Source organism: Hyphococcus sp. (assembly GCF_041986965.1).
In the GTDB taxonomy this organism is placed as follows: Bacteria; Pseudomonadota; Alphaproteobacteria; order Caulobacterales; family Parvularculaceae; genus Hyphococcus.
In genome coordinates this window covers 569,373-596,318 of the sequence record NZ_JBHIXB010000002.1, presented here as the reverse complement: position 1 = coordinate 596,318, position 26,946 = coordinate 569,373, and the positions used below count along the sequence as shown (strand labels likewise).

The 26,946-nt window shown below is 59.1% G+C and carries 25 protein-coding genes; 12 read left to right on the top strand and 13 right to left on the bottom strand.

Annotated features, from left to right (window positions below; translation table 11 throughout):
• Positions 1 to 240 precede the first annotated feature (240 nt).
• Positions 241 to 1,806 (top strand): AMP-binding protein, encoded by a 1,566-nt coding sequence (locus ACFC5L_RS11825; RefSeq protein WP_375202733.1) that lies wholly within the window; start codon positions 241 to 243, stop codon positions 1,804 to 1,806.
• Between the two features lie 45 nt (positions 1,807 to 1,851).
• Positions 1,852 to 2,418 (top strand): nuclear transport factor 2 family protein, encoded by a 567-nt coding sequence (locus ACFC5L_RS11820; RefSeq protein WP_375202734.1) that lies wholly within the window; start codon positions 1,852 to 1,854, stop codon positions 2,416 to 2,418.
• 12 nt (positions 2,419 to 2,430) lie between these two features.
• Here ACFC5L_RS11820 and ACFC5L_RS11815 read toward each other — a convergent pair whose 3' ends face one another.
• Positions 2,431 to 3,444 (bottom strand): zinc-dependent alcohol dehydrogenase family protein, encoded by a 1,014-nt coding sequence (locus ACFC5L_RS11815; RefSeq protein ID WP_375202735.1) that lies wholly within the window; start codon positions 3,442 to 3,444, stop codon positions 2,431 to 2,433.
• A 140-nt stretch (positions 3,445 to 3,584) separates the two neighbouring features.
• On the bottom strand, positions 3,585 to 4,508 hold the full coding sequence (locus tag ACFC5L_RS11810; RefSeq protein WP_375202736.1) for a LysR family transcriptional regulator: 924 nt from the start codon (positions 4,506 to 4,508) through the stop codon (positions 3,585 to 3,587).
• A 168-nt stretch (positions 4,509 to 4,676) separates the two neighbouring features.
• Between ACFC5L_RS11810 and ACFC5L_RS11805 the strand changes: the two genes are divergently transcribed.
• The 9 genes from ACFC5L_RS11805 (at position 4,677) to ACFC5L_RS11765 (ending at position 14,200) form a co-directional block, all read left to right on the top strand.
• Complete coding sequence (locus ACFC5L_RS11805; RefSeq protein WP_375202737.1) at positions 4,677 to 6,491, top strand: PEP-utilizing enzyme; 1,815 nt, start codon at positions 4,677 to 4,679, stop codon at positions 6,489 to 6,491.
• A gap of 9 nt (positions 6,492 to 6,500) precedes the next feature.
• Positions 6,501 to 7,553, top strand: a complete 1,053-nt coding sequence (locus tag ACFC5L_RS11800) for a PEP/pyruvate-binding domain-containing protein (protein ID WP_375202738.1) — start codon at positions 6,501 to 6,503, stop codon at positions 7,551 to 7,553.
• Between the two features lie 3 nt (positions 7,554 to 7,556).
• Positions 7,557 to 8,018 (top strand): acetyl-CoA carboxylase biotin carboxyl carrier protein, encoded by a 462-nt coding sequence (locus ACFC5L_RS11795; RefSeq protein ID WP_375202739.1) that lies wholly within the window; start codon positions 7,557 to 7,559, stop codon positions 8,016 to 8,018.
• Between the two features lie 10 nt (positions 8,019 to 8,028).
• Positions 8,029 to 9,375, top strand: a complete 1,347-nt coding sequence (locus ACFC5L_RS11790) for an acetyl-CoA carboxylase biotin carboxylase subunit (RefSeq protein ID WP_375202740.1) — start codon at positions 8,029 to 8,031, stop codon at positions 9,373 to 9,375.
• Complete coding sequence (locus ACFC5L_RS11785) at positions 9,368 to 10,846, top strand: biotin carboxyl carrier protein (protein ID WP_375202741.1); 1,479 nt, start codon at positions 9,368 to 9,370, stop codon at positions 10,844 to 10,846. The genes ACFC5L_RS11790 and ACFC5L_RS11785 overlap by 8 nt, the downstream gene beginning before the upstream one ends.
• On the top strand, positions 10,846 to 11,697 hold the full coding sequence (locus ACFC5L_RS11780) for an HAD-IIA family hydrolase (protein ID WP_375202742.1): 852 nt from the start codon (positions 10,846 to 10,848) through the stop codon (positions 11,695 to 11,697). Before ACFC5L_RS11785 ends, ACFC5L_RS11780 begins: the two co-directional genes overlap by 1 nt.
• A 76-nt stretch (positions 11,698 to 11,773) precedes the next feature.
• Entirely contained in the window at positions 11,774 to 12,640 is an 867-nt protein-coding gene (locus tag ACFC5L_RS11775) for an amidohydrolase family protein (RefSeq protein ID WP_375203283.1), read from the top strand.
• Positions 12,637 to 13,428, top strand: a complete 792-nt coding sequence (locus ACFC5L_RS11770) for an SDR family NAD(P)-dependent oxidoreductase (RefSeq protein WP_375202743.1) — start codon at positions 12,637 to 12,639, stop codon at positions 13,426 to 13,428. Before ACFC5L_RS11775 ends, ACFC5L_RS11770 begins: the two co-directional genes overlap by 4 nt.
• A gap of 7 nt (positions 13,429 to 13,435) precedes the next feature.
• Positions 13,436 to 14,200, top strand: a complete 765-nt coding sequence (locus ACFC5L_RS11765; RefSeq protein WP_375202744.1) for a glutathione S-transferase family protein — start codon at positions 13,436 to 13,438, stop codon at positions 14,198 to 14,200.
• Between the two features lie 125 nt (positions 14,201 to 14,325).
• Here ACFC5L_RS11765 and ACFC5L_RS11760 read toward each other — a convergent pair whose 3' ends face one another.
• The 11 genes from ACFC5L_RS11760 to ACFC5L_RS11710 form a co-directional block, all read right to left on the bottom strand.
• On the bottom strand, positions 14,326 to 15,213 hold the full coding sequence (locus ACFC5L_RS11760; protein WP_375202745.1) for an MBL fold metallo-hydrolase: 888 nt from the start codon (positions 15,211 to 15,213) through the stop codon (positions 14,326 to 14,328).
• Between the two features lie 48 nt (positions 15,214 to 15,261).
• Entirely contained in the window at positions 15,262 to 16,011 is a 750-nt protein-coding gene (locus tag ACFC5L_RS11755) for an SDR family NAD(P)-dependent oxidoreductase (RefSeq protein ID WP_375202746.1), read from the bottom strand.
• 3 nt (positions 16,012 to 16,014) lie between these two features.
• Positions 16,015 to 17,022, bottom strand: a complete 1,008-nt coding sequence (locus ACFC5L_RS11750) for an alcohol dehydrogenase catalytic domain-containing protein (RefSeq protein ID WP_375202747.1) — start codon at positions 17,020 to 17,022, stop codon at positions 16,015 to 16,017.
• 5 nt (positions 17,023 to 17,027) lie between these two features.
• Positions 17,028 to 18,149: an NAD(P)-dependent alcohol dehydrogenase gene (locus ACFC5L_RS11745; RefSeq protein ID WP_375202748.1), complete on the bottom strand. Its 1,122-nt coding sequence runs from the start codon at positions 18,147 to 18,149 to the stop codon at positions 17,028 to 17,030.
• Complete coding sequence (locus ACFC5L_RS11740; protein ID WP_375202749.1) at positions 18,150 to 18,974, bottom strand: SDR family NAD(P)-dependent oxidoreductase; 825 nt, start codon at positions 18,972 to 18,974, stop codon at positions 18,150 to 18,152.
• A 3-nt stretch (positions 18,975 to 18,977) separates the two neighbouring features.
• Positions 18,978 to 19,511 carry a 2,4'-dihydroxyacetophenone dioxygenase family protein gene (locus ACFC5L_RS11735; protein WP_375202750.1) on the bottom strand — a complete coding sequence of 178 codons (534 nt, stop codon included), beginning with the start codon at positions 19,509 to 19,511 and terminating at the stop codon, positions 18,978 to 18,980.
• A gap of 12 nt (positions 19,512 to 19,523) precedes the next feature.
• Positions 19,524 to 19,931, bottom strand: coding sequence for a VOC family protein (locus ACFC5L_RS11730; protein ID WP_375202751.1), 408 nt, complete (start codon positions 19,929 to 19,931; stop codon positions 19,524 to 19,526).
• Positions 19,932 to 19,934: 3 nt separating this feature from the next.
• Entirely contained in the window at positions 19,935 to 20,468 is a 534-nt protein-coding gene (locus ACFC5L_RS11725) for a 2,4'-dihydroxyacetophenone dioxygenase family protein (RefSeq protein WP_375202752.1), read from the bottom strand.
• Between the two features lie 9 nt (positions 20,469 to 20,477).
• Positions 20,478 to 20,876 (bottom strand): hypothetical protein, encoded by a 399-nt coding sequence (locus ACFC5L_RS11720; RefSeq protein WP_375202753.1) that lies wholly within the window; start codon positions 20,874 to 20,876, stop codon positions 20,478 to 20,480.
• 77 nt (positions 20,877 to 20,953) lie between these two features.
• Positions 20,954 to 23,443, bottom strand: a complete 2,490-nt coding sequence (locus ACFC5L_RS11715; RefSeq protein ID WP_375202754.1) for a TonB-dependent receptor — start codon at positions 23,441 to 23,443, stop codon at positions 20,954 to 20,956.
• A gap of 443 nt (positions 23,444 to 23,886) precedes the next feature.
• Positions 23,887 to 24,822 carry a helix-turn-helix domain-containing protein gene (locus tag ACFC5L_RS11710; protein WP_375202755.1) on the bottom strand — a complete coding sequence of 312 codons (936 nt, stop codon included), beginning with the start codon at positions 24,820 to 24,822 and terminating at the stop codon, positions 23,887 to 23,889.
• A 481-nt stretch (positions 24,823 to 25,303) separates the two neighbouring features.
• On the opposite strand from ACFC5L_RS11710, the gene ACFC5L_RS11705 reads away from it, so the two are divergent.
• On the top strand, positions 25,304 to 26,815 hold the full coding sequence (locus ACFC5L_RS11705) for an aldehyde dehydrogenase family protein (RefSeq protein WP_375202756.1): 1,512 nt from the start codon (positions 25,304 to 25,306) through the stop codon (positions 26,813 to 26,815).
• Positions 26,816 to 26,946 lie beyond the last annotated feature (131 nt).

Here is a 26,946-nt window from a genome sequence, read left to right as displayed (position 1 = left end):
TGTTTCGCGCGAGGCTTCGCGCATCATTTTGCTGCACCTGCGTTCAAAACCGGTTCCGAAAAGGGGCCGTCGTGACTCCGGAAAGTGTGATTTCACTCCTGAAGGATCGTTCGTCTTCGAATTGCGTAAAGAATAATCCGCCTGAAACAGCAACTTGCATTGCCGCACGGACCGGTGTTCGGTTGTCGGCGAGTTGAACAGCTGCGACAGGCTCGTAACAGCCGGGTGGTGTGAGAAAACATGCGAACAATCGATTACTTTGACAAAATGGCGAAACTGCATCGCGACCGGGATGTGCTGATCTCCGGCGATACCCGCTACACCTATGGCGAGATGGAGGCGCTGACCCACAAGGTCGCTGGCGCCCTCCGGGCTTCGGGCATGGAAAACCAGGAGCCGATTGCGATCATGTCGCCCAATGACGGGCCGGTGCTGTCGGCGATGCTGGGCTGCTGGCGCGCGGGCGCGATCTGGGTGCCCGTGAACACGCGCAACGCCCTAGACGCGAATATCGCCTATCTCAACTATGTGCGCGTCAGCATGATCCTCTATCATTCGAGCTACGCAAAGGAAGCTCGGGAAATCAAGGACAAGGCGCCGACGGTGCGCCAGATGGTGTGTCTCGACAGGCCGGAGGGCGGGCATCCCTCGCTCGACGAGTTTATGGCGACGGCCCCGTCCGATCATTTCCCAGATCTCGGCGATCCGATCGGCAATCCGGAAGAACTGACGGCGCTGATCGCCACGGGCGGCACGACGGGCCCCGCCAAGGGCGTGCGCGTCATGAACCGCTCATGGGGCGCGATGCTGGAGACGATCTGCAACATCATGCCGGTGGAGGGGAAGCCGGTTTCCCTCGCGACCGCGCCTTTAACCCATGCGGCGGGGCCGGTGACCATGGCGGCGCTCGCCATGGGCGCCACGGTTGTGGTGCTGCCGGGCTTTGACGCCGATGCGGTGATGGCGGCGATTGAAGAGCATAAAGTCACCCACATGTTCCTGCCGCCGACGGCCCTTTATTCAATGCTCGGCCATCCGAAAGTGCGCGAGCATGATTATTCAAGCCTCAAATATTTCCTGCTCGCCGGGTCGCCGGTGGCGGGGGAGAAGCTGAAACAGGCGGTCGATATTTTTGGTCCCTGCATGTGTCAGAGCTACGGTCAGACCGAGTTTCACCTTGTCGCCACATGGCTGTCGCCCGAAGTCGTTGCGGCCGCCGCGCGCGGCGAACATCCCGAACGCCTAACAAGCTGCGGCGAGGCGACTTATTCCGTGCGCGTCGAGTTGATGGATGATGACGGCAATATCGTGCCGACAGGTGAGGTCGGGGAAATCGTCGGGCGCGGCGGCATTGTCGGCGGCGGCTATTTCGAATTGCCGGAAGCGAGCGCCGAAGCCATCGCCCATGGCTGGCACCACACGGGCGATGTGGGCAAACGCGACGAGCACGGCTTTTATTACATCGTCGATCGCAAGAAGGACATGATCGTCTCCGGCGGCTTCAACGTCTTTTCCGCGGAAGTCGAAGACGCGGTGATGGAGCTTGCCGAAGTCGCCGAATGCGCCGTGATCGGCGTGCCCCATGACAAATGGGGCGAGCAGGTGACGGCCATGGTGGTGAAGGCCAGGGGCGCCGATATCGACGCGGAAAAGATCATCGCTCACGCCAAGGCGCGGATTGGCTCCGTCAAAGCGCCGAAGGATGTGCATTTCATTGATGCAATTCCTCGCACCGCTGTAGGCAAGATGGACAAGAAGAAACTGCGCGAACCTTTCTGGGGCGGCGCCGGGCGGAGCGTGAATTAGGCGCCGCTGAAAGGCCAGTAGAAAAAAGCAGCGGAAAGAAATGTCATGAGAAACCTGTTTTTAGCCTGCTTTCTCGTGTTCATGTCCGTTTCCGCCGCCGACGCCAGAAAACCGGGCTATGCTGATGACCGCGCCGCCATTGAGGATTTGATGGCGCGGTATCTCTTCGCCATGGACTGGAACGATTTCGACGCCTATGCCGCGATGTTTACGGAAGATGGCGAGCTTGAATTCGCGCGCGGCTCGGCGGTGGGGCGCGAGAAGATCGGGGAGACGGTCAAGGCGTTCAAGGAAAGCATCGGGAAGATCTATACGGATCAAAACGGCGATCCGGCGGCCTTGCGCCATGTCATCGCGCACAAGGTGATCCGGGTTGAGGGCGATCGCGCCTGGGCGACGTCCTTCTGGTATGAGATGGCCAATGACGGGCCGGACGGCGCGCCGAAGATCGGCACGTTCGGGCACTATGAGGATGAGCTTCAACGCGTGGACGGCGAATGGCTGTTTTCGCGGCGGTCGATCCGCAATGAGTTTCTCGACGGCCGCAAATCAGGTCCTATCAATCCGGTTCGCGCCATGGATGAAAAAGCGGCCGCAGCGGCGAAGGACTAACGCTGCTTTGCGCTAGAGTTTGATCACCACCTTGCCGAATGCGCCGCGCGTTTGATAGCGATAGGCTTCGGCGGCGTCCTTGAAGTCAAACACCTTGTCGATGGCCGGTTTCATGCCGTTGACGTCGATCGCGGCGGCGAGATCGCGGGCCATCGTTTTGTTGCCGACAAAGATGCCGCGAATGCTGGAGCCTTTCATCATCAGGGGATGGGGCGTCGTATCGCCGTCGCGCGTCAAGACGCCGATCAGGGCGATCTCTCCGTTGAAATTCACGGCCTGCATGGATTGGGCGAGCGTGCCCGCGCCGCCGACTTCGACGACCACATCGGCGCCGCCTTTGTTGCTTGCCGCCGCCGCCGCCGGGCCCCATTCCGGCGTGTTGCGGTAATTCACAAAACCTGACGCGCCGAGCTTTTTGGCGCGGTCGAGTTTTTCATCCGATGACGAGGTGACGACCACATGGGCGCCCGCCGCATGGGCGATGCCGAGCGCGATCATGGAAACGCCGCCAGTCCCGAGAACGCAAACGCAATCGCCAACCTTGATCGGATTGCGACCGCACATCAGCGCATTCCACGCGGTGACGCCGGCGCAAGGGAGCGTCGCGGCTTCTTCAAAAGATAGACTGTCTGCGATTTTAACGACGCCGCGTTCGGGCAACGCCACATATTCCGCGAGCATGCCGTTGCACCCTGAGGCGCCGAGGGCCATCCCCGCGTTTGGGTTCGGCGGGCCGTCATGCCAGTTCTGAAAAAAGAGCCCCGCGACGCGGTCGCCCGCCTTGAACTTCGTGACGCCGTCGCCAACCGCCACGACTTCGCCAGCGCCGTCGGACAAGGGCACCGTGTCTTCGGTCAGGACGCCGCCAAAATAATTGCCGGTAACGACGGCCTGATCGCGGAAGTTGAGGGAACAGGCATGAACGCGGATCAGGACTTCGCCTGGTTTAACTTTCGGTTCGTCCTCTTCGATGATGACGAGACTTTCAAGCGACGTGGAGCCGGCTTTCAAAACATATTTTTTCATGAGGAGAGGTCCGTTTATATTGCGTTGGCTTTGCGCCCTGACGATCCGGGTTTTGCGGCATCATAGCGATAAGTTTCGATGAAATCGATCAAAGAGGCGCGAGTTCGCTTTCAGTAAGACTTTCATTCAGTCTGACGGCGCTATTGTGTTTGTGTTTTCCGGCGCTTCTTATCGCCCGCCATTTCGGAATCGTGGCGCAACCAGTCGAGAAAGAGGTCGCGCGATGCAGAATCGCGATCCTCGTCCCAGCACAGGAAAATCGGCGAGTGCGTCTCAAGGCCTTCAAGCGGGCAGGAGGTGACATCCGCCAGCACCGGCGCGCCGGGCATATCGAGCGTGATGGTGATCCCGAAGCCCGCCCGCACGAAGCCCAGCACTGTGTACCATTCCTCCGCTTCCTGAACGATTTTCGGCGAAAACCCGGCCCGGATACACAGCGCATTGATCTGATGATGGAGGCCGGGCGCAATGACGGGTTGAAAGAGGACGAATGACTCATCCTTCAGTTCCTCAAGCGCGATCTTTTTGCGGTTCGACAAAGGGTGGTCCGACGGCATCAGCACCACGAAACGCTGGCGGCCAATGATTTCGCTTTTCAGCGACCGCCCGACGCCGATTTCCCGCGTGATGGCGACATCGATCTGTCCCGCGCTCAAGGCTTCCCATTGCTGGCGTGAGTGCATGTCGCGCAAGGTCAGGCCCACATCCGGATATTGACCGCGAAAGCGTTGTATCGAGTTTGGAATGTCGGTGAGCATGACGCTGGACCCGATCGCCGTCACGATGGCGCCGATCTGGCCGCGCTCCACCAGCCGCGCCTGCTCGACGGCGGTTTCAAAGTCACTGAAGGCGCGCCGCGCCGCATCGATAATGGTGCGGCCTGCGGGCGTCATGGCGACGCGCGGCCGGCGCACAAACAACGTAACGCCGAGGGTGCGTTCAATCTGGGCGAGGCGGGTCGAGAGCTGGGGCTGGCGCATGCCAAGCGCGTCGGCCGCGCGCCCGAAGTGAAGTTCGTTCGCCAGCACGGTCAGAAGTCTGAAATCCCGCGTTCCGAGGTTCATAATAAAAATCGAATGATGTGATCCGAATATTCCGCTTTTCGAGAAGATACGGGCGCCTTATGATCCTGTCCATAGAGCGCGCGGCAGGGCGGAAAACGGCTTATTTCCGCGCTTTGAGGCGCTAAGACCCGAAAGAGGCGGGCGTCTCGGGAGGAAAAGAGGACGCCCATGTCAGACAAGCCAGCCGGCTTTCCCAACCCAAGCTCCATCGACGTCGCCAAAGGCACGGAAGCCGCGCAAGCGGCCTATCCCTATTACATGCAATTTGCGCCGGAGGATGATGAACGGTTCTGGTTTTATAACTCCATGCACTTCCCGGAGCCCATGCATCATTTCGACATGGTGACGGCGGAAGCGGCCTATTGCGCGCTTGGGTCTTCCAACACCCGGGTTCACTCCTTGCCGACGACCCTTGGCATTGATTACCGCGTGATCAACGGCCGGGTTTATATTGGCGGCAATGCGGTGACGGATCCCGCCGAGATTGAGCGGCGTACGGAAGAGTTTCAAAAACGCGCATTTTATTATTACGAACACTGGGAGCGGCTTTACGACCAGTGGAAAGACAAGATGCGCAAGCTCATCGCCGATGCGCAGGAATTGCCGTCACTGGACTTGCCTGAATTCGAGCCGCTGGAAAATGTTCATGCGGGCAAGGGCGTTGCATCGAACCATTACCTTCTCGAGACCTATCACAAGACGCTCGAAGGCTATTTCCGCATGTGGCACCACCATTTCGAGTTTTTGCTGCTCGGATACGGCGCCTATATGGTGTTCTTCGATTTCTGCAAGAAAGCGTTTCCGGAAATCACCGACCAGACGATTGCGCGCATGGTCGCCGGTTTCGAGGCGGAGATTTTCAAACCCGATGATGAGGTGAAGCGTCTGGCGCGCAAGGCCGTGGAACTGGGCCTTGAGGGCAAGTTCGCCGGCGATGTTTCGGCGGAGGATGTGCTGGCGTCGCTGGAACAGATGGGCGAGCCCGGCAAGGAATGGCTGAAAGAGCTGGAGGCCTCGCGCAACCCCTGGTTCAACGTCAATGTCGGCGACGGTTTCTATCACTATCACCGTTCCTGGAATGACGATTTGTCTTTGCCGCTCTCAGCCATTCCCGGCTATGCGGCGAAAATCAAGGCGGGTGAAAATCTCGACCGGCCTATGGAGAAACTCAAAGAGGAACGCCAGGAGCTGATTGACGGCTATCGCGACCTTCTGGGCACGGATGAAGAACGCGCCGCCTATGACCAGATGATCGAGCTCGCCTGCCGCGTCTTTCCCTATGTGGAGGGTCACAAATTTTACTGCGAGCACTGGTACACTAATCTCTTCTTCAACAAGATTCGCGATTATGGCGGGCTCTTTGTCGAACATGGCCTGATCGACGACGCCGAAGACATCTTCCATCTCACGCGCTATGAAGTGGAGCAGGGCATCATCGATGTGATGACCAGCTGGTCCAACGGTTCGCCGACGCGAGGCGGAAAACGTTTTCGCGCGATGATCGCCGAGCGCAAAAAAGCGATAAAGATCTGGGCCGAGATGGACTCCGCGCCGGCGCTGGGTCCGGTGCCCGATATGATCGACGATCCGGCGATTGTCATGCTCTGGGGCATCACGCGAGAAAATCTCGATATCTGGCTTTCCGGTCCCGCCGATGCGGACTCAAAAGAGATCCGTGGGTTCGCGGCGTCATCAGGCATTGCAGAAGGCACGGCGCGCGTCATCAAGTCGGTGCAGGAAATCAACCGGCTCGAAGAGGGCGACATTCTCGTCTGTCAGGTCACGAACCCTACCTGGGCGCCGGTTTTCCAGAAAATCTCCGCCGCTGTTTCCGACATTGGCGGTTCTATGAGCCACGCGGCCATTGTGGCGCGCGAATATGGCCTTCCTGCTGTGGTGGGCACCGGCCAGGCGACGGCGCGCATCGAGGACGGCCAGCGCATTCGCGTCGACGGCGCCCGGGGCGTCGTCACACTGCTTTAGGTTTACGAGATGACGACGAAAAACATTTCATGGTTCGCCGATATTGGACTGGAAGATCGTCCGAGCGTCGGCGGCAAGGGCGGCAGTCTCGGCGAGCTGACAAAAGCGGGCATCGAGGTGCCGCCGGGCTTTGTCGTGCGCACCGAAGCGTTTGAAGAGTTCGTTCAGAAACTCGACAGGGAAGAGCCTCTGCGCGCGCCCGTGGAAGCCCTCGATCCGGATGATCTCGACAAGGTCGCTGACGTCACAAAGGCGATCCGCGCGCGCATTGTAAAAGAACCTATGCCCGCCGACGTCGAAAATGAAATCAAGTCGGCTTACGCAACGCTGTGCGGCGACGATGCACAATCGCCGGTCGCCGTGCGGTCATCGGCGACGACGGAAGACGCCGATGACGCCTCCTTCGCCGGATTGCAGGACACCTATCTCTGGGTGCTTGGCGCGGAAGAAACCATGAAGATGGTGCGCTCCTGTTGGGCGTCGCTCTATTCCGTCGAGTCGGTTTGCTATCGCCGTCGGCAGAACTTTCCTGAAAGCGGCGTCGCCATGGGCGTCGTCGTTCAAAAGATGGTCGATGCGAGGACGGCGGGCGTCATGTTCACGCGCAGCCCCTTAACCGGCGACCGCTCGGTCATCACTATCGAAGGCGCCTGGGGGCTTGGGTCCTCCGTTGTCTCCGGCGAGGTGACGCCCGACCGCTGGGTGGTCGGCAAGCTCACCGGTGAAATCACGACGCGCGATATTTCCGACAAGCATATCCGGCAATCGCCGAAACCGGGCGGCGGCATCGAGGATGTGGAATTGCCTGAGGCGGAACGCACGGCGCCCTGCCTCAGCGATGAAGAGCTCATTCAATTGAAAGACATCGCGCGCAAGACCGAAAAACACTACGGCAAACCGCAGGATATCGAATGGGCGGTCGAAAGCGGCACGGGCAAAATCCTCTTGCTTCAAAGCCGGCCGGAAACGGTCTGGTCCGCCAAAGACGCTGCGCCGGTTGCCGCAGCGCAGGACAATCCCATGAAGCACGTCATGAACATTTTCGGCGGAAAGCGATCCTAAGTCATGAGCCATGATCTACCGCTAAGCCCCGAAGATGTTGAGGAAATCGCCTCAATTCTTGCGAAGTCATCTTATGACGTGCTCGATATTGAAACCGCGCGTTTTCGCCTGCGCGTGAAACGCTCCGGCGACGGGTTTACGCAGGAATGGACGCCGATTGGCGGCGAGGCCGCGAAGACCGTCGCGTCCGCCGTCGAACCGGATGTTGTCCCGGAAGAGGACGGTCTGCTCATTATCAAACCGCCGCTGCCGGGCACCTTCTATCGCGCGCCGCAGCCGGGCGCCCCGCCCTTTGTAGAGGTTGGCCACAAGGTGAAGCCTGACACCGTGGTTGCGATCATCGAAACCATGAAGTTGATGAACCCTGTTCATGCGGGCGTCGAAGGCGAGATCGTCGAGATTGTTCCGGAGAATGCCGAACCTATCGAGGCGACATCGATCCTGATGAAGGTGAAGCCGGAGTAGGCGAACAGGCATGCGCAATCCTATCAACACGCTCTTCATCGCCAATCGCGGCGAGATCGCGCTGCGCGTTATCAGGACGGCGCGGCGATTGGGTATGAAGACTGTGTTAGGCGTTTCGGATGCGGACGCGACATCGCGTGGCGCGGCGGAAGCGGATGAGGTTGTGCGCCTTGGGCCCGCGCCGTCGTCACAATCCTATCTCAATATCGAAAAGGTGGTGGCCGCGGCAAAGGAAGCCGGCGCTGATGCGGTGCATCCGGGCTACGGCTTTTTGTCGGAGAATATCCGGTTCGCGCGCGCCATCGCCGACGCCGGAATGGTCTTTGTCGGCCCCGATCCGAAAGCCCTCGACGCCATGGGCGACAAGCTGAAAGCGCGCGCTGTCGCGATTGAAGCGGGGCTGCCCGTCGTGCCGGGCGGTGAGGCGCAAGCCGCTGAAGACGCCGCGAAAATCGCCAAAAAGACCGGTTATCCGCTGCTCATCAAAGCTGTCTCTGGCGGCGGCGGGCGCGGCATGAAGCGCGTGGACAAGCCGGAGGACCTGAAATCCCAGATCGGCCTCGCCATGTCGGAAGCCGAAGCCGCCTTTGGCGATCCACGCATTTATGTGGAGCGGTTCATCGCCTCGGGGCGCCATGTCGAAGTGCAGGTGATCGGCGACGGCAAGCGCGCCATTCATTTGGGCACGCGCGACTGTTCCATCCAGCGGCGGTTCCAGAAACTCGTTGAAGAAGCGCCGGCGCCGAACATCCCTGATGACAAACACCGCGCCATCGAAAATGCGGCGGTGAAGATCGCCGAACATCTACATTACAAAGGCGCAGGCACCGTTGAATTTCTCGTCGACGCCGAGACGTTCGATTTCTATTTCCTTGAAATGAACGCCCGCATTCAGGTCGAACATCCGGTGACGGAAGAGGTCACCGGCGTCGATATTGTCGAGCAGCAATTGCTGATCGCCAGCGGCGCGGCCCTTGGTTACGAACAACGCGATATCGGATTTCTCGGGGCCGCCATCGAAGTCAGGATCAACGCCGAAGACCCGGACGCCGATTTCCGGCCGTCGCCGGGATTGGTGCAAAAAGCGGAGTGGCCGGCGGGCGAGGGCGTGCGCGTCGACACGCATATCCGCTCAGGCGATTCCATTCCGCCGACTTACGACTCGCTGATGGGCAAGCTGATCGTTCATGGCGCGACGCGCGAGGAGGCGATCGCACGGACCGCTGCGGCGCTCGCCACGCTCAATGTAGAAGGCGTCAAAACAACGGCGCCGCTCCATGCGCGGATCATGGACGATGCGCGCTTTCAAAAGGGCGGCGTCGATACGCGCTTCTTTGAGGGGCTCAAACATGGCTGAGATCAAGCTCGTCGATGTGTCGATCCGCGACGGCAACCAGTCGCTTTGGGGCGCTACGGGCCTCAACACCGCGCAGATTTTGGAAATCGCCGGGGCGATGGAGCGCGTCGGCTTTCACGCCTGCGATTTCACCTCGTCGACGACCATGGCGGTCGCGATCCGCTATTTCCAGAACAACCCCTGGGAGCGCATCAAGCGTATGCGCGCGGCGATGCCGAGTGTGCCCTTGCAATTCATTACAACCGGGCTTCGCTTTGTGGCATGGCAACAGGCGGACCCGGAATTCATGCGGCTCGCCTATCGCCGGCTGCAGATGGCGGGCATTCGCCGCTTCATCGTCCTCGATCCCATGCATGACGTCGACGCGGTGATCGAAGCGGCGCGCATTATCAAGGAAGAGGGCGACGCCGACGTCATGGGCGCGCTGACCTTTACGCTCTCGGATATTCACACCGACGAGTTTTACGCGGACTTTGCGGCCAAGCTGGCCAAGAGCAATCACGTCGATCTTTTTTATCTGAAAGATCCGGGCGGGCTGATGTCGCCTGATCGCGTGAAGACGCTGGCGCCGGCGGTAAAGGCCGCCATCGGCGCCAAGCCTCTTGAAATCCACGCGCATTGCACCATCGGCTACGGACCGCTCACCTCGCTCGCCGCCGCCGATCTCGGGATTATCGACGCGGTGCATGTGGGTGTCGGGCCGCTTGGCGACGGCTCGTCCCTGCCGGAAGCGACGCGCATGGTGGCGAATTTGCGCGAGGCCGGTCATACGGTGAACGTCAATGATGCGGCGTTGTCGACTGTCAAGAATTACTGGACGCGGCTGGCGCAAGCTGAAGGATTGCCGCCCGGCCGCCCGCAAAGTTTTGACGCCAGCTTTCTCCGACATCAGATCGCCGGCGGCGTCATGACCACGACCCGGCGCCAGCTCGATGAGCTCAATCTTGGTCATAAGTTCGATGCAGTGATCGAAGAGACCGAGCGCGTGCGCGCCGAACTCGGCCATCCGATCATGGTGACGCCGTTCCCGCAAATGGTGATGAGCCAGGCGCTCTTTAACGTTATCGGGACGAAGCGCTATGCGCAGGTTTCCGATCAGATCCTGCGTTATGTCATGGGCAAGTTCGGGCGACCCACAAGCCCCATCGACGCAGCGGTCAAGGAGACCATTCTCGACCGCCCGCGAATGAAGGAAATCCAGAACGAACCCATGTTCCCGGCGTACAAAGACCTGCGCAAGCAGTTCGGCGAAGACATGGACGATGAAGAATTTCTTTTCCGCGCCGTCATGCCGGAAGATCAGGTGGAGGCGATGTTAGCCTCTGGGCGCAGCCGCGCGACCTATACGCCCGAGGCGGCGCCGATTTTCAACTTGCTGAAACAACTGGCCGCGCGGCCTGACGCGCCGGACATCGCCGTGGAGCGTCCCGGCTTCCGCATGGCGCTTTACAAAGGAGCGGGACTGTCCTGATGAGTGGACCTGAACGATTACACAAAGCCGAAGGGTTCATCTTCGACATGGACGGCACGCTCGTCCTTGGCGACAAGGCGAGCGCCGGCCAGAAAGCGTTGCCGGGCGCCGTTGAAACACTCAGCATTCTACGTGAGCGCGGCGTTCCTTATCAGGTCTTCACGAACGGCACGGCGCGAACGCCCGAATGGTATGCGAACGCCATGCGCGCGACCGGCCTTGATGTGCGCGACGAGGAGTTCATGACGCCTTCGACCGCGGCGGCGCATTATCTGAAAGAAAAAGGCGCGGAGCGCATTCTCGTGCTCGGCAAGGAGCCGGTGTGGAAGCCGCTCGCCGATCTCGGCCTCAATGTCGTCGAGGCGCCGGGCGACGGCGGGCCTTATGATGCGATCTATGTGGGCTGGTTCCGGGAGTTCACCTTTCCGGACCTCGAAGCGGCGGTGCATGCGATCTGGGCGGGCGCGCATCTGACCACGGCGTCGGATGTGCCGTTCTTCGCGGCCGCCGGCGCCGATAAACGCGGCATCGGCACGAGTTTCGCGATCAACGCCATGCTGAAAGCGCTGACCGGCGCCGAGGCGCATGTCCTCGGTAAACCTTCGCTGGATGCGCTCGCGGTTGCAAAGTCCCGCATGGGGCTTTCCCCGGACGCATCCGTTGTCGTTGTCGGCGACGATCCGCAGCTGGAGCCGAAAATGGCCAATCTCGGCGGCGCCTATTCGGTGGGCGTGACGACCGGCATCTATGACGAAGCGGCGTTCAAATCGCGTGAAGATCCGGTGGAGCGCCCGGAACTCCTGCTTTCAGGGATCGACAAGCTGGCCACGATGCTTCGCGAAGGGGCGTGAAACCTTTCCCGCTAGGCTGTCCTTTGGGGCCGGAATTGGCTTAAAACGGCGGCGTGCGTCAAAGGAGTCTCTCGTGATCGACCTCAACAAGATCAAAGCCATCGATATTCACACCCATGCGGAGGTGTCGTGCAACGACCCGGAAGACCCGATCATGGGCAAGTTTCTCGACGCGGCGTCGATCTATTTCAAGGCGGACCGCAAGCGCCCGACCATTCCCGAGACGATTGAATATTACCGCGAACAGCAGATCGCGTTTGTCATGTTCACGGTGGACATGGAATCCGGCACGGGCATCAAACGCATCCGGAATGAAGAAATCGCCCAGTTCGCCAACGACAATGACGACATCATGATGGCGTTCGCCTCCATCGACCCGCACAAGTCGAAATTCGGCGCCATCGAAGCGCGGCGGATGATCGAGGACTATGGCGTCAAGGGCTTCAAGTTCCATCCGCCGATCCAGAATTTTCACCCCAACGACCCCATGGCCTGGCCGATCTATGAAGTGATCGCCGAATATGGTCTTCCGGCGATCTTCCATACGGGCCATTCGGGCATGGGCACCGGCATGAGAGGCGGCGGCGGCATTCGCCTCAAATACGGTCAGCCGATGATGGTGGATGATGTGGCGGTCGACTTCCCCGACATGAAAATCATTCTCGCGCACCCGTCATGGCCATGGACGGATGAATCGCTGTCGATGGCGCTCCACAAGGAGAATGTTTACATCGACCTGTCGGGCTGGTCGCCGAAATATTTTCCGAAACAGGTCATTCACTACGCCAACACGCAACTGAAACACAAAATGCTGTTCGGCTCCGACTTCCCGCTGATCAAGCCGGACAAATGGATGGCCGCTGCGCAGAACGCCGGTTTCCGTGAAGAAGTGATGCCCATGATCATGAAAGACAATGCGGCGAAGCTTTTGGGCCTGAAATGAAGAACGCCATTTCGCTTGCCGGAAAGCGCATTATCGTCACCGGCGCCTCGACCGGCATCGGCGCAGCGTCGGCGGAAATCATGGGCTCGCTCGGCGCGAAAGTTCTTGTCGCTGCGCGGTCCGAAGACAAACTGAAAAAAGTCGCCGACGCCGTCACGAAAGCAGGCGGGGAAGGACGCTATCTCGCCGCCGATATGGGCGCCGAAACGGATATTACGGCGCTTGCGGACAAGGCGAAGGAATTGTGGGGCGGTGTTGACGGCGTTTTCGCTAATGCCGGCATGTCCGGTCCTGCGGCGCCGATCCCGGATTATTCGCTCGGCGCCTATGATGAAGTGATGAACGTCAATCTGAAATCGATGTTCATCCTTATTCAGCAAGTCCTGCCCGGCATGATCGAACAAGGCGGCGGGTCGATCGTCTGCACCGGCTCGTTGACGTCGAAACTTGGCGCGCCCATGACGCCCGCTTACGTCATGTCGAAACATGCGGTGCTGGGGCTCGTGCGCGCGACGGCGGCTGAGGTCGCCAAACACAATATCCGTATCAACTGCCTGATCCCCGGCCTGATCAAGACGCCGCTGCTGGAGCCGCTGGCCGATCATCTTGCGGGCGGCGACATGGATGCGACGCTCAAAATCCTGAACGGCATGGTGCCGCAGGGACGTGTCGGAACGCCGGAGGAGGCGGGCTGGCTCGCCGCCTTCCTGTTGTCGGACGCCGGGCAATATATCAATGCGCAGTCCATCGCCGTGGACGGCGGGATGCTGGGGATCATGCGAAGCTGAGGTGACAATGACGCTCAAACTCTATCACGCTGAACCGCTCGCCAATTCACTGAAGTCGCTTGCGCCTTTGCATTGCCGGGGCATCCCTTTCGAAGGGATTTATGTCGATCTTCATAAGTTCGAACAACATCAGCCATGGTTCGTCGCCATCAACCCGGAAGGCCAGGTGCCGGTTCTTGATCATGACGGCGTCATCATCACGCATTCGACGGTGATCAACGAATATCTCGAAGACGCGTTTCCCGATTACCCTTCGCTGCGGCCCGCCGACCCGGAGGGCAAGGCGCGGATGCGCTACTGGAACAAGTTCGTTGATGAGCATGTCATGAACTATGTCTCCATGCATGGCTGGCACCGCATGGTTGGCGTTATCGCGCGCAACATAGAAAGCGGCGATTTTGAAAAACTGATGGAAAATATTCCGCTGCCCGATCAGCGCAAAAAATGGATGACGGCGCGTTCCGGGTTCTCTGAAGAGCAGTTGGCCTACGCTACCGAAAAGATCGAATACGCCGTCGATAAGATCGAGAAGCACTTATCAGAGAATGAGTGGTTCGTGAGCGATATGTTCTCGCTCGCAGATATCAATTTCTATTCTCACTGCGGCGCCATGGTGGAGCGTATGTTCCCGGATATGGATGTCGCCAACCGCGCGCCGCATATGATTAAATGGCGCGACCGCGTCACGGAATTGCCGGGCATGGCGAAGGCGCTTGCGGGGCCGGACAAAACCGACCCGCGCCTGCGGACTTTTTCGGGGCATGTGCGCTAGCGCCCGCAAAAGGCGAAAAACACCTCAAATCAGATGAAAAAGGCCGGTTTTTTGAGGTTTGGTGAAGAGTTATCCACCACCTCTCAACCTGCCTTATGCTTCGCGATGTTGAAGCCACAAGGAGTTTATTCCTCCCAGCGCGGTTCTTCGCCCATGGCGACCTTGGATGAATTGCCGAGCAGGAAATCGCCGAGCACATCGATCGAGTTCGGATATTGTTCGATCACCATGGCGCGCAATTCTTCGCTGTTCTTTGCCTTGCGCGTCGCGTCGAGCCAGAACTCGATAAAGCCGCCGGTATAGGCGAGGCTAGAGGCGTCGTTGGGCATGCCGGGCTTTGCGTGTCCCGGAACGACAATCTCCGGCTCCAGGGCGGCGAGATCGTCAACGGCCTCGCCCCATTCGCGTGTTTCCTTGCGGCCGTGCTCGCCGAGCCAGAGATACATCTCGTTGAAAAGAAGATCGCCCGCAAAAAGGGCGTCGATAGAAGGAGCGTAAAGCGCCGTCGCATGATGATGATCGCCCTGCATGGGCCCCAGCACTTTCAACTCATGGCCTTCGAGCATGATGACATCACCGTCGAGCGCGGCGGGCGCCGTGGGTGTTTTGGGGCCGTTCGCGCCGAGCATCGGGCCCCAGCGTTTCACCTTGAAGGGCATGGAGCGCCAGATGTCAGCGACGACGGTCGGATGCGCAACGACTTTTGCATTTGGGAAGGCGTCGGTGAGCACTTCCATGGCGAAGAAATGGTCAGGATGATCGTGGGTGACGAAGATGGTTTCGAGCTCCTTGCCGCTGTCGAGCACCATGGCGGCGGCGCGGTGCGCGTCCGCCATGGTGAAGGGCGGATCGACAAGCACGGCTTTTTCTTCGCCCTTGATCAGAACCACATTGGAGTAGAGCGAACCTGCGCTGGTCTGGAGGACTTCGACCTCCAGCGGCGCGTCTGCCGCGAATGCCGGCGACGTGAAAAAGAGCAGCGCGGCGAGCGCGCGGGTGAAAAGTTTCATCATGTCCTCCCTGTCTGCGGTTATATCCGCGGTCGTTTAGATCGCAGCCAATCAGATTGCGGTTTGCCCGCCGTCGACGAGAATGACGGCGCCGTTAGTGAAGCTTGCCTCGTCGGAGCAAAGATGCAGAACCGTTCCGGCCATCTCTTCGGGCTGCGCATGGCGGCCAATGGGCGAGGTGGGCAGAAACGCTTCGAGAAAGCCTTCGCGCTGGAACCAGGGCTCTGTCATGGGCGTGCGAACGAAGCCCGGGCAGATGGCGTTAATCCGCACGCCGAGTTTCACATATTCAATCGCCGCAGTTTTTGTCAGTCCCAGAACGCCATGCTTCGATGCGATATAGGGCGCCATGCCGGGATTGGCGATGACGCCGCCGACGGAAGACGTGTTGACGATGGCGCCTTTTCCCTGTTTCACCATGACGGGAAGCTGCGCCTTCATGCACAGAAAAACGCCCTTGAGGTTGATTGCAATCGTGCGGTCGAACGTCTCTTCATCGAAATCGGCGAACATTTGTTCCGGCGGAAAGACGCCGGCGTTATTGAAGGCGGCGTCAAGGCCGCCATGGGCTTTGACAGCAGCGGCGACCAGAGCGTCGACCTGATCGCGTTTGGAAACGTCACAATGAAGGAACGCCGCCGTTCCGCCTCCGCCCTTGATCTCAGCGACGGTGTCTTCGGCGGCGTCATTGTAATCGCCGATCATCACTTTCGCGCCTTCCCGGGCGAAAGCGATCGCTGTCGCGCGGCCGATGCCGGTGGCCGCGCCGGTGACAAGAACGGATTTGTTTTCATACCGCATGGATCAGCCTTTCGGGTTAATCAGCACTTTGCACTGATGCGTGCGTTTTTTAAGCGATTCAAAAACCTCCGGCACAGCATCGAGGCTGATTGTGTCGGTGATGAGCGCGCGCGGCTCCGCCGCGCCGGCGTCAAGAGCATCAAGCGCCGCCTCATATTCCTGGCGCTTGAAAAAGGCCGAGGTTTGAAGCCGCACCTCTTTCGAGAGCGCCACGAAAGGAACGAAAGTCTCGGGCCTTGTGCAAAGGCCGAGGATCAGCACCGTCCCCTTGATGCGCACCTGGTCGACGGCCTGCGGTATAAGGCCCGGCACGCCGACGCATTCATAAACAATGTCGGCTTTGCCGCCGAGGGCGCGTTCGGCGGCGCCGACAGGGTCTTCGAGATCGACAATGAAATCCGTTGCGCCCATTTCCCGCGCGCGTTGTTCCTGAAAACGGTTGATGTCCTGCACCACGACTTTCGATGCGCCGAACCGGCGGGCCCAGAAGGCGACGCCGAGACCGATAGGGCCGGCGCCGAGGATCAACACCTTGTCGCCAGGCTTTTGCTCGCCGGTCATCACGCCATGAAGGGCGACGGCGAGGGGTTCAATAATGGCGCCGTCTTCCATGCTCGCCGATTTCGGCAGCGCGACGCACTGGTTTTCATTGGTGACGGCGAATTCGCCATAGCCGCCGCCCTGAAGCTGCATCTTTTCGCACCAGGCCGGTTCGCCTGCGAGACAAGTCGGGCATTGGCCGCAACTGGCGATGGGCACGACAGAGACGAGATCGCCTTTTTTCAGGCGTTCAACGCCTTTGCCGAGGCCGATCACTTCGCCGGCGAATTCATGACCAAGGATGGAGCCTTTGTCCGCGCCAAAGGCCGGGTCCTCGGTCATGTGCAGATCGGAGCCGCAAATGCCGCAGCGTTCGACCGACAGGACAACTTCGCCCAGGCCGGGGGTCGGATCAGCGAGGGTTTCGACGGCGAGCTTTTCGTGAAGCCCCTGATGAACAACTGCGCGCATTTGTGTCAGCCTTCCGCGCCGATCCGCAGCACCGGTTTTACGACCGATCCGTTTTCACTGGCTGCGATGGCGTCATTGATTTGATCGAAGTCGAAATAGCCGATCAGTTTTTCGAACGGGAATTGTCCTTTCAAGTGATAGCCGATCAGCTCCGGCAGAAAGGTTTTCAAATCGCTGTCTCCGCCGAGAATGCCCATGACACGGCGCCCGCCGCCCATAAAGGCCGCTTCGTTAAAGGTGAGGTTGTCCTCCGGATCGGAGGCGCCGACGATCCCACATATCCCTTTGGGTGCAAGAAGGCTCCACGCATCCTCGATCACCTTGTTGATACCGGTTGTATCGAAGGCGTAGCCGAGTCCTGTGGGACACAACGTCTGGATTTTGGCGACCGCATCATCTTTCGCATTGAAAATGTGGGTCGCGCCCAGATCTTTGGCCATCGCGAGGCGGTCGTCATTGACATCGACGGCGATGATCGGATCGGCGCCGGCGATCTTCGCCGCCATGATCGCCGCCATGCCGACCGTGCCGGCGCCGAATACCGCAATGGGCAGCCCGGCGCGCACGTCCATGCTACGAAGAACGGCGCCGGCCCCGGTCATCAGGCCGCAGCCAAGCGGGCAAAGTCGTTCCAAGGGCAAATCTGCCGCCTCGTCCGGCACGCGGACCGTATTGCGTTCATGAGAAATCACCTGCGTCGCAAAGCTCGACTGTCCGAAGAAGTTGGCGTTCAGTTTCTCCCCGTCCTGCATCAGCGTCGGCGAGCCGTCTGCGCGCATGCCGGTCCAGTTATAGGGAAAGAAATTGTAGCAATAGGTCGGCGCATCGATTTCGCAGCTCGGGCAATCGCCGCAGCTGTTGAAGCTGAGGATCACCCGGTCGCCCGGTTTCGCCGCCGTCACCGCCGAGCCGACCGCTTCGACAATGCCGGCGCCTTCATGACCGAGCACGGCGGGAAGGGGCACCGGCACCTGCTGATCGCGCACCGCCATATCCGTATGACACACGCCGCAGGCGATGATGCGCACTTGCAACTCATCGGGCCGCAACGCGTCAAGTGTGACGTCCTCAATAGTGAAAGGCTCGTCGGACCCGCGGCAGATGGCGGCTTTCGCGTGTACGGACATTTACTGCTTGAAGCCTCCGAGCGCCATGCCGCCGTCGATCAGCATCTGCGAGCCGGTAACGTAATTCGACGCGTCAGAAGCAAGGTAATGCGCCAGCGGTTTCATCTGATAGGTCTCCGCGATGCGTCCCAGCGGCACCACATGGTCCCACGCTTCGCGCACAACCGGATCCTGCAGCCAGCCGCCGCCGATATTGGTGACGAAGGGGCCGGGCGCGATGGCGTTCACACGGATCTTGTATTCGGCGAGCTCCATGGCGAGATAATGAACCATATGCGTAACGCCCGCCTTCGCCGGGTGATAGGGCATGCCGACAATCGGCTCGACGACAAGCCCGGCGTTGGAAGACGTGGCAATGATGGAGCCCGGCTTGCCGCCGGCCTTCATCACCCGCGCCGCCTCGCGCATGGTGTTGTAAATGCCGGTGAGATTGATGGCGATGCAGCGGTCCCAGGCTTCCGGGTTATACGCGTCGACCTGTCCTTTCGGGTTGCGCCCGCCTTCCGGCGCGGCGAAGCCGTCGCCAGGATCAATCCCGGCATTGGCGAAGGCGATGTCGAGCCCGCCATAATGTTTGACATGTTCATCGAAGACTTTCGTCGTTTCGGCGCGGTCGACGACGTCGAGATGCGCCGCGCGCGCGTCATAGCCTTCCTCGCGCAGTCGCTTGGCCTCGCGCTCAGCGCCTTCGAGATCAACATCCGTCAGCGTAACGCCGGCGCCGGCTTCCGCCATGGCTTCCGCATAGCAGAGGCCAATGCCCGAGGCGGCGCCGGTGACAATCGCGGAACGGCCTTTAATGTCAAATTGTTCAAGTGCTTTCATGGCTCACAGATACAGTTGCTTATTGATGGGAAGGCCTTTTTCTTTGCAGTAGCTCTCATAGTGATTCATGAACCACCACACGTCGAGCGTTTCGACAAACTCGCCCTGTTCATTGTAAAATTCATTGGCGCCCTGCATCCAGAAGAGCGCCTTCATGCCGTTCGGATCATCGGTGACGAGCGTGTGCGCCGTGCCGGGCATTTCGGTGATGAACTCGCCCGGCCCGCAGACCCAGTCATATTCGAGATAGCGGAACGTCCCCTCAAGACCGACCGCCCAGACGGGCCCGCGATGTTTGTGGGTGCCGATCACGCCCGGCGATTTGATCCAGAGAATATTGCAATAAACATTCTGGCGAACGTCAAAGGCGAGGTGACGGATGGCGGCGTTGTCGCCAAAGGGAACCCAGGGGCTCTCTTCCTCCGATTTGCCGACATAGGTGCCCTCAAGGCCTCGCTGTTTGATGAGGTCGCCGTAAAGCTCCTCGACCTCGACAATTTTATACGCGCCGGAGGGCGGCGCTTTCATCCCGGACATTGGCGGTCCTCCCTAATGGTTTCCCGAAAAATAGTTGAGTTCCAGAAGCACGCCGTTCGGATCGCGAACAAAGATCTGCTTCAGATCGATCGCCGTCACATGATTGAGCTTGTGGTCGAGCCCCAGCGAGGTGAGGCGGTCCACCATGGCGTCATGGCCGGAACAGTTCAGCGCCACATGATGTACGGGGCCTGTGTCGCGCGGCAGGTGCCTTTTTCCGCCATCCCCCATGATGGAGCCCGGCGTCGTCAGGTGAAAGATCGCGCGCTCATCCGCGTCATACATCCACTGCACCAGTTTTGGATCGAGCGGCGGCGGCGGGTCGCGCGCTTCGAGATCGAGAACCTCGGCGTAAAACTTTACCGTTGCCGCAATGTCGAGCGTCTGGATGTTGACATGATCGAGAGCGTTGACGCGCATAATCTACCGGAACAGGGTTTTCACATAGTCCGCGCCGATGCCGACTTTCTCGTAATGCTCGCGCGCAGCGGCGATGTAATCGTGAACATCGTAATGGCCGACGCCATTGCCGTCATCATCGAGCCAGATCAGGGGACCGGTGACGACAAAAAAGACTTTCATGGGCTCGGGGCTGTCATAGGCGATCAGCGTATGGCCTTCGCCGGGCGATTCATAGACGAAATCGCCTGCGGTCGCGGTCCAGTCATGTTCGAGATAGCCCCATTTTCCGGAGATCGTATAGGCGAAAATTTGATGCGGGTGATAATGCCGGTTCACAAGACCGGCCGATTTCGACATCAAAACATCGGCCCACATGTTCCGTTGCGGCGAAATCCAGACGGGTTTCGACGAAACGGTTTCCGAAATCGGAACGAAATAGCGCTCATCGCCCTCGGCGATTTTCGACGCATAGGCGTCGCCCAGGGATTCCGGTTTGAAGACATCCTTGATCGGCTTGATGTCTTTCCAGAATTCGGTGGTGGCGGCTTCAGGCATAGTCTTCTCCTAATGCACGGGTTGGAAGCGAAGGGTCCAGAAACTGAAGGCGCGATCGTCATGAAGGATAGCGGCGTCGCTCAGTCTACGGCTCCGGTGGAGCCGGGACAATTGTTCGAATACAAAATAGGCGCGGCGAGTGGTGGCGCCGAAGACCGTGCTGTAGGCGCGCAAATCGGGCTTTTCGCCGCTGCGCCAGAAACCGGTCTCGTCAAAGTCAGCAGGGTGCGGCGCATGGCCGGCTTTCATGGCCATAAGCGCCAGATCGCGGGCCGCCGGAAGGCGCTTGTCATAGATAAAAAGCGCTGGCGGCGCGGCCGGAAATTCTTCAGCCAGCACGGTAGCGGGAAAGGCGGCCGCGAAGGGCGCCAGAGACAGGGTCTTGATTGTGTCGCGCCGTTTGATCACCTGTTGGACCTCACTGTTTGACAAAGCAAAAAAAAGAGGCGGGACCCGAAGGTCCCGCCAGGGGCGTCATGGGAAGTTTAGAAATTAACGCCCAAACGCGCATACCATTCGGCCGGACGGCTGTAGGTGCCGTAGATCTGGCCGCCGGCGATTTGCGCCTGACCGGTAGTCAGGTAGCGTTCGTCGGTAATATTTGTGCCGCCGACCGTGATGTTCCAGCGGCCGTTCGGCTCCTCGTAAGAGGCGCTGAGGTTGAGAATATCCGTAGACGGACGCTCAAGCAGGAAGGTCCGTTCGGTGTCGTTCCACATGGACGACGTGTGTGTGTAATCCGCGAGCAGCACGATCGTGGCGCCATTGCCGGGATCGAACTCGAAACGCGGGCTGACATTGAACTTGAAGTCCGGCGTTTTCGGCAGGTCTGCGCCCGGGAAGATGCCGCCCTGAAGCGGGTTGGCGGGCACCTGCGCGGGGCCGAGAACGTCGATATATTCCGCATCGATCAGACCGACCGAGGCGTTGACCGACAAGCCGTTGCCGGGCGCGAAGACGGTTTCGACTTCAAGCCCCTTGATGCGCGCGTCGCCGGCGTTCTGCACGGTCGGCGAAACGCCTTGCTGGAAGTTCAGCTGGATGCCTTCATATTTGGTCGTGAAGGCGGCCACATTGAACAGGACGCGATTGTCAAAGAGCGTCGACTTGTAGCCGACCTCCCAACTTGTCGCTTCTTCCTCGTCGAAATCCGGCGCCGTGGGCAGCGGGTTCGACAGACGCGTTGTCCAGCCGCCGGTGCGATAGCCTTCGGAGTAGCTGCCATAGACCATGATGCCGTCGGCCGGTTTCACCTGAAGGCTGACTTTCGGCGAGAAGTTGTTGAAGCTCTTCTCCTGAATGCCGGCGATATAGTAACGCAGCGGCTCGCCCGGAACCGGGAAGCCTTGCGCAATACGGCAAGCCTCGGAGATGGTTGGGACGAGCGTCATGCAATCCGGATCGCCGAATTGCTGGGCGATTTTATAGTTGAGGCCGTTGCGGTCAGACTGCGCGCCCTCAAACTGTTTCTTTTCGTGGGTGTAGCGGCCGCCGGCCGAAATCGTCAGCCACTCCGTCACATCAAAGTCGATCTGCCCGAAGCCTGCATAGTTCTTCGTCTTCAGATAGTTCGGCCCGTCGACCTGCAAGAGGCCTTCGGCGAAGGTGACGTAGTCATGCAGATCGCCTTCTTCGACAAAGTAATAGCCGCCGATGACATAGTTGATGCGATCGTCAAGCGCCGAGCCCGTCAACTGAACTTCCTGGCTGAACTGCCACTGGTCAGTCGTGAAGCTGGTGTGAAGGAAATTCAGCGGCGATCCGTCGATGTCCATGCCGACATCCCAATCGAGATGACGATAGGCGGAAATGAACTTCAGGACGGCGCTTTCAGTAATATCGAAGTCGAGCGTCAGGTGAACGCCGTAGTTTTCAAGCCGTGCAACATTGTTGCCGTTGGCGTAGGTGGTGTCGATATCGTCCGTCACGAACCTGTCATCATATGGCAACCGGTCATTATAGGGATCGGCGTCCACATTGACCCCGAAGATCGGAGGATTGTCGGCCACCCAATTAAGACCGCCAATGCCGCCTGCATAAGCGATCGGCGGTGGGCCGCCGCCGCAGGACATGTCGCCCGCCGGCGGCTGGACGCCTTCGATGGCGCAATTATAGGTGCCGGCGAAGACGGCGCCATTCGTTGCGATCACCTTGTTCGCGAGCTGGCTTTGCTTGGAATAGGCGTAGTCGCCAGAAAGTGTTGCCCTGAAAGGCCCGCCATTATCGTAAAGCAGTTTGATGCGGGCGTTCTTGGCGTCGGTGCCGCCTTCATAATCGCCTTCATTGCCGTATATCGCGGCGCGCATCGTCTGGATGGGCTCGACATTGTAATTTTCGAAGCCCGGATATGGCATGCGCTTCATGTAGCCGCGGCGATCCTTGAGCGAGAAGCTGACCGAAGATTTCAGCGAGTCGGTCAGCGGAACATCGACAGTGCCGCGAACTTGAAGCAGTTCGAAACTGCCTGTGGTGACATCTCCGGAAAACGAAAATTCATCGCCCGGCGTATGCGTGACGATAGAGATCGCGCCGCCGATCGTGTTCCGGCCAAAAAGCGTTCCTTGCGGGCCTTTCAAGACTTCAATGCGTTCAACATCGAGAAGGTCCTGGTTTGCGCCGATGGAGCGGGCGAGATAGACGCCGTCGAGATAAACGCCGACGCCCGGGTCGATATTGAAGGCGAAGTCATTGGCGCCGATGCCGCGGATGTAAGCGGAGATGACCGCTGTATCTCCAGAAAAGGGCGTGCCGGCGTCGAGCGAAACGTTCGGCGTAATATTCGACAAGCCGGCGACGCTCGTCACCGCGCGCTCCTGAAGCGACTGGCCGTCAAAGGCCGAAACGGCGATAGGAACGTCCTGAACGTTTTCTTCGCGCTTTTGCGCCGTCACCGTAATGGTGTCGACCTGAGCCTGCGCGATTCCCGTCAGGGCGATCGCCATAGCTCCGATACTCACAGATAATTTGTAGTTCATCTTGATTTACCTCCCGGCATGCGTTGCCTAATTCCCGCCTGCTGGCGGGGATTTCGCTTGGTCTCTACGCACCGGCAATCACCGTTTGGCGCAGTTCGCATCACCGTCAGAGATGGTGCGCGAATAGGCGCCGATGCGTATTATCAGGAGATGTTGACGCGGCGTTTTCTCGAATGCACTGGGTTCGTAAAGGCACGCAACGTCCTACCGCCGGCGCATCAATCGTGCGGCCGTCGGACACTCCCTCCCATTTCCGCCTTGTTATAATTGTCAGCGGATTTGAGTTTCTTGTTTGATGAGAGCGTCGCTCTATTTGCGTGCGGCGTCTTGGACAATTACGAAAGCAGGGTGGAGATTTGCGCAATCCCCAAAAATGTTTTGGTCTTGCCCCATAATAATTTTGGTCTTGCCCCATAATAATAGGCGCAGAGGCGGAGACAATCTTAGTGTGCGGCGCGGTAGGCTGTCGGCGCCGCACCGTATTTGTGTTTGAAGCAGCGGGTGAAATAGCTGCAATCATTGAATCCGGATTCATATGCGATGCTGGTGACGCTCAGCTGCGGCGCTGCGATAAGGCGATCTGCTGCATGGGCCAGCCTTTTGTTCAGGATGTAGGCTGACGGCGTTTCACCGATTGCAGCAAATGCGTTCTGTACGGTGCGAATGGATACGCCGAGTTCGTCCGCCAGATCGGATGGCCGAAAGTCAGGGTCGCAAATGCGGGCGTTGACGAGTGCAGTGAGGCGATTGATTAAAAGCGAGTCATTTTGAACGCTGACATTCTTGTCGGTGAGCGCCATCGCCAGAAGATTGTAGAAAATGTCGGCGACGCCTTTGGCACGCTCCGGATCTGCATGACTCTGGTCGCCCTGGCGCCATAGCGACAGGACAAAATCGTGGAGCAGGCGGCTCGACGGCGTTTCGCCGGCGATCTTGTGTGACAATGCGTCATTGAGACCCTGCATGCGTTCGGATATGGCGTCGCGCGGCATCTCAACCACAAGCATGACATTGTCGCTGGACAGATCGACGCGATAATCCTCGTTGCTGTCAGTGAGGATCGCGTCGCCGGCGCGCAGATGGTAAATTTTGTTGGCCTGGGTGTGGAGGCAACTGCCAGCATGCTGAAAATGAAGCATCACGCGGTCGCCGCCGGCGCGCGCGATGCGTGCATTTCGCTGCACGACGGCGTTCGGCGATCTTGGGCGGATCATCGTAATGTCGCCCATGGACCAGCGCCACATTTCGGCGTCGAAAATCTCTCTTTCGGAATCGATGCTAAGTCCGCAGAATGTCTCGCTTGCAATCCTGTTCCAGAACTCCAGCCGTTCTTGCTGGATGACTTCGTTCGTTGCGAAATGTTCGATTTGATGCGCCATTGTTGAGTGGTCCATTCCGTCGTCAGCGCGCAAAGCGTATCGGTGCCCGTGCTATTATACACGATCTTTGTTTTGGTTTCATCGCTCCGTGTCACCGGCGCAGGAGCCGGAGCCATTCTTACCTGTTTTGAGAATCATGCCCCGCCAGGCTCTGAAACCGAACTGCGAGGACCTAATTTTGCAATTGAAAATAAGCTTTATTGCTTGAACGCGGCAGAAATGGCTAAAATTTTACGGCCGGCCTTTTTGCGTTGCACAAATTTCGAGCGGCGCAAGGGGCAGGCCCGTTCCACCGTAAGGGCGCCGATTTCGCTCCAGAAAGGCAATCGGCCCCTGCGCCTTTCATACGTACTTGCGCTTGTGATATTAAGCCGGTGATTTTGTCGCTGAAATTCTGTCCTGCAGGCGCTACATGCTGACTGCCGGCCCCTTTTGGGTCTGAGCCTGTGTGGAAATTGAGCAAAAGGAAAGAGCCGCTCCCATGAACGTCATGCCAAAAAACTCGATGGTTCAGCCTGAATATTCAAACGCCGCGAAAAAGGCCCTGGCGCGGCCGCCGGCGCATTTCATCAACAATGAATGGATCGAGTCGAAATCCGGCAAGACCATTGACGTGATCGACCCTTCCACCTGCAAGGTCGTCAGCCAGCTCGCCGATGCGACCAATGAAGAGATCGACCGCGCCGTCGCCGCCGCACGCCAGGCCTTTGATGACGGTCGTTGGACCGGGTTACCACCCATTGCGCGCGAGCAGATGATCCACAAGCTTGCTGATCTTATTACCGAACACGCCGAGGAGCTGGCCGAGCTTGAAGCCATCGACAACGGCAAGAATGCGGGCGTCGCAGCTGGGATGGATATTCCGGCGTCGGCAGGCATGCTTCATTATATGGCGGGCTGGGCGACAAAAGTCAGCGGCTCCCACATCGATCCCATGGCCGCTCCTTCGGGCGCCTTCCATGCCTATGTGCGCAAGGAGCCGATCGGCGTTGCGGCGCAGATCGTGCCATGGAACTTTCCGCTCATCATGGCGACCGGCAAGATCGCTCCGGCGCTTGCGGCGGGCTGCACCATTGTCCTGAAGCCGGCGGAGCAGACCTCGCTGACGGCGCTGCGCCTTGCTGATTTTGTGGCCATGGCGGGGTTCCCGCCGGGCGTCATCAATGTCGTCACCGGTCTTGGCGAAACCGCCGGTTCGCGTCTGACGACGCATCCGGATGTGGATAAGGTTGCGTTCACTGGCTCCACCGAAGTGGGCAAGATTATCAACCGCGCTGCAACTGACTCCTTGAAGCGCGTCACGCTCGAACTTGGCGGCAAGTCGCCTGTAGTGGTGTTGCCTGATGTGGATGTGGAAGAGGTTTCCGCCGGCGCCGCCGGCGCGATTTTCTTTAACGCCGGACAGATCTGTGTCGCAGGGTCCCGTCTTTTCGCGCATAAGTCCGTTTTCGACAAAGTGGTCGAGGGTGTTGCGAAGCACGCCGATGACTGGGCGCCCGGCCCATCGCTTTGCCCGGAATATCGCATGGGCCCGCTTGTTTCCGACGAGCAGCAAAAACGTGTGATGGGCTTCATTGAGTCCGGCAAAAAAGAAGGCGCCTCTGTCGTCAAGGGCGGCGACTCGCCGTCCGATCTCGGGTATTTCGTCAATCCAACCATTCTGGTTGACGTTAATCCGAATATGCAGGTGGTTCGCGAAGAGATCTTCGGCCCGGTTCTCGTCGCTCAGCGCTATGACGATCTTGACGAAGTGGCGAAGGCTGCGAACGACACGCTTTATGGTCTTGGCGCCAGCATCTGGACAAAGGATCTTTCGAAGATGCACCAGCTCGCGGCCAAGATTAAGTCAGGTTCGGTCTGGGGCAATTGCCATTCCATGATTGACCCGGCACTGCCCTTTGGCGGCTACAAGCAATCGGGTATTGGGCGCGAACAATCGAGCACAGGCGTTGAAGCCTATATGGAAACGAAATCGGTCATCATCGCGCTCTGATCGGGCCCGATCATCGACAATCCGGAGGCGCGCCTGAAATGGCGCGCCTTTTTTCTTTCGAGTTCGCAAAAAAGCGCAAATTTTCGCGCCGGTAGCGCGCGAAAGGGGGTTTGCTACGGTGATAACCAGAG

Bases quoted from the DNA above. Each gene is read 5' to 3' on its own strand.
- ACFC5L_RS11735 (WP_375202750.1), bottom strand. From the start codon at position 19,511: ATGTCCGGGATGAAAGCGCCGCCCTCCGGCGCGTATAAAATTGTCGAG.
- ACFC5L_RS11805 (WP_375202737.1), top strand. From the start codon at position 4,677: ATGTCAGACAAGCCAGCCGGCTTTCCCAACCCAAGCTCCATCGACGTC.
- ACFC5L_RS11705 (WP_375202756.1), top strand. From the start codon at position 25,304: ATGAACGTCATGCCAAAAAACTCGATGGTTCAGCCTGAATATTCAAAC.
- ACFC5L_RS11770 (WP_375202743.1), top strand. From the start codon at position 12,637: ATGAAGAACGCCATTTCGCTTGCCGGAAAGCGCATTATCGTCACCGGC.
- ACFC5L_RS11740 (WP_375202749.1), bottom strand. From the start codon at position 18,974: ATGAAAGCACTTGAACAATTTGACATTAAAGGCCGTTCCGCGATTGTC.
- ACFC5L_RS11725 (WP_375202752.1), bottom strand. From the start codon at position 20,468: ATGCCTGAAGCCGCCACCACCGAATTCTGGAAAGACATCAAGCCGATC.
- ACFC5L_RS11730 (WP_375202751.1), bottom strand. From the start codon at position 19,931: ATGCGCGTCAACGCTCTCGATCATGTCAACATCCAGACGCTCGACATT.
- ACFC5L_RS11795 (WP_375202739.1), top strand. From the start codon at position 7,557: ATGAGCCATGATCTACCGCTAAGCCCCGAAGATGTTGAGGAAATCGCC.
- ACFC5L_RS11710 (WP_375202755.1), bottom strand. From the start codon at position 24,822: ATGGCGCATCAAATCGAACATTTCGCAACGAACGAAGTCATCCAGCAA.
- ACFC5L_RS11825 (WP_375202733.1), top strand. From the start codon at position 241: ATGCGAACAATCGATTACTTTGACAAAATGGCGAAACTGCATCGCGAC.
- ACFC5L_RS11800 (WP_375202738.1), top strand. From the start codon at position 6,501: ATGACGACGAAAAACATTTCATGGTTCGCCGATATTGGACTGGAAGAT.
- ACFC5L_RS11810 (WP_375202736.1), bottom strand. From the start codon at position 4,508: ATGAACCTCGGAACGCGGGATTTCAGACTTCTGACCGTGCTGGCGAAC.
- ACFC5L_RS11755 (WP_375202746.1), bottom strand. From the start codon at position 16,011: ATGCGGTATGAAAACAAATCCGTTCTTGTCACCGGCGCGGCCACCGGC.
- ACFC5L_RS11790 (WP_375202740.1), top strand. From the start codon at position 8,029: ATGCGCAATCCTATCAACACGCTCTTCATCGCCAATCGCGGCGAGATC.
- ACFC5L_RS11760 (WP_375202745.1), bottom strand. From the start codon at position 15,213: ATGATGAAACTTTTCACCCGCGCGCTCGCCGCGCTGCTCTTTTTCACG.
- ACFC5L_RS11815 (WP_375202735.1), bottom strand. From the start codon at position 3,444: ATGAAAAAATATGTTTTGAAAGCCGGCTCCACGTCGCTTGAAAGTCTC.
- ACFC5L_RS11780 (WP_375202742.1), top strand. From the start codon at position 10,846: ATGAGTGGACCTGAACGATTACACAAAGCCGAAGGGTTCATCTTCGAC.
- ACFC5L_RS11715 (WP_375202754.1), bottom strand. From the start codon at position 23,443: ATGAACTACAAATTATCTGTGAGTATCGGAGCTATGGCGATCGCCCTG.
- ACFC5L_RS11750 (WP_375202747.1), bottom strand. From the start codon at position 17,022: ATGCGCGCAGTTGTTCATCAGGGGCTTCACGAAAAGCTCGCCGTCGAA.
- ACFC5L_RS11820 (WP_375202734.1), top strand. From the start codon at position 1,852: ATGAGAAACCTGTTTTTAGCCTGCTTTCTCGTGTTCATGTCCGTTTCC.
- ACFC5L_RS11765 (WP_375202744.1), top strand. From the start codon at position 13,436: ATGACGCTCAAACTCTATCACGCTGAACCGCTCGCCAATTCACTGAAG.
- ACFC5L_RS11785 (WP_375202741.1), top strand. From the start codon at position 9,368: ATGGCTGAGATCAAGCTCGTCGATGTGTCGATCCGCGACGGCAACCAG.
- ACFC5L_RS11745 (WP_375202748.1), bottom strand. From the start codon at position 18,149: ATGTCCGTACACGCGAAAGCCGCCATCTGCCGCGGGTCCGACGAGCCT.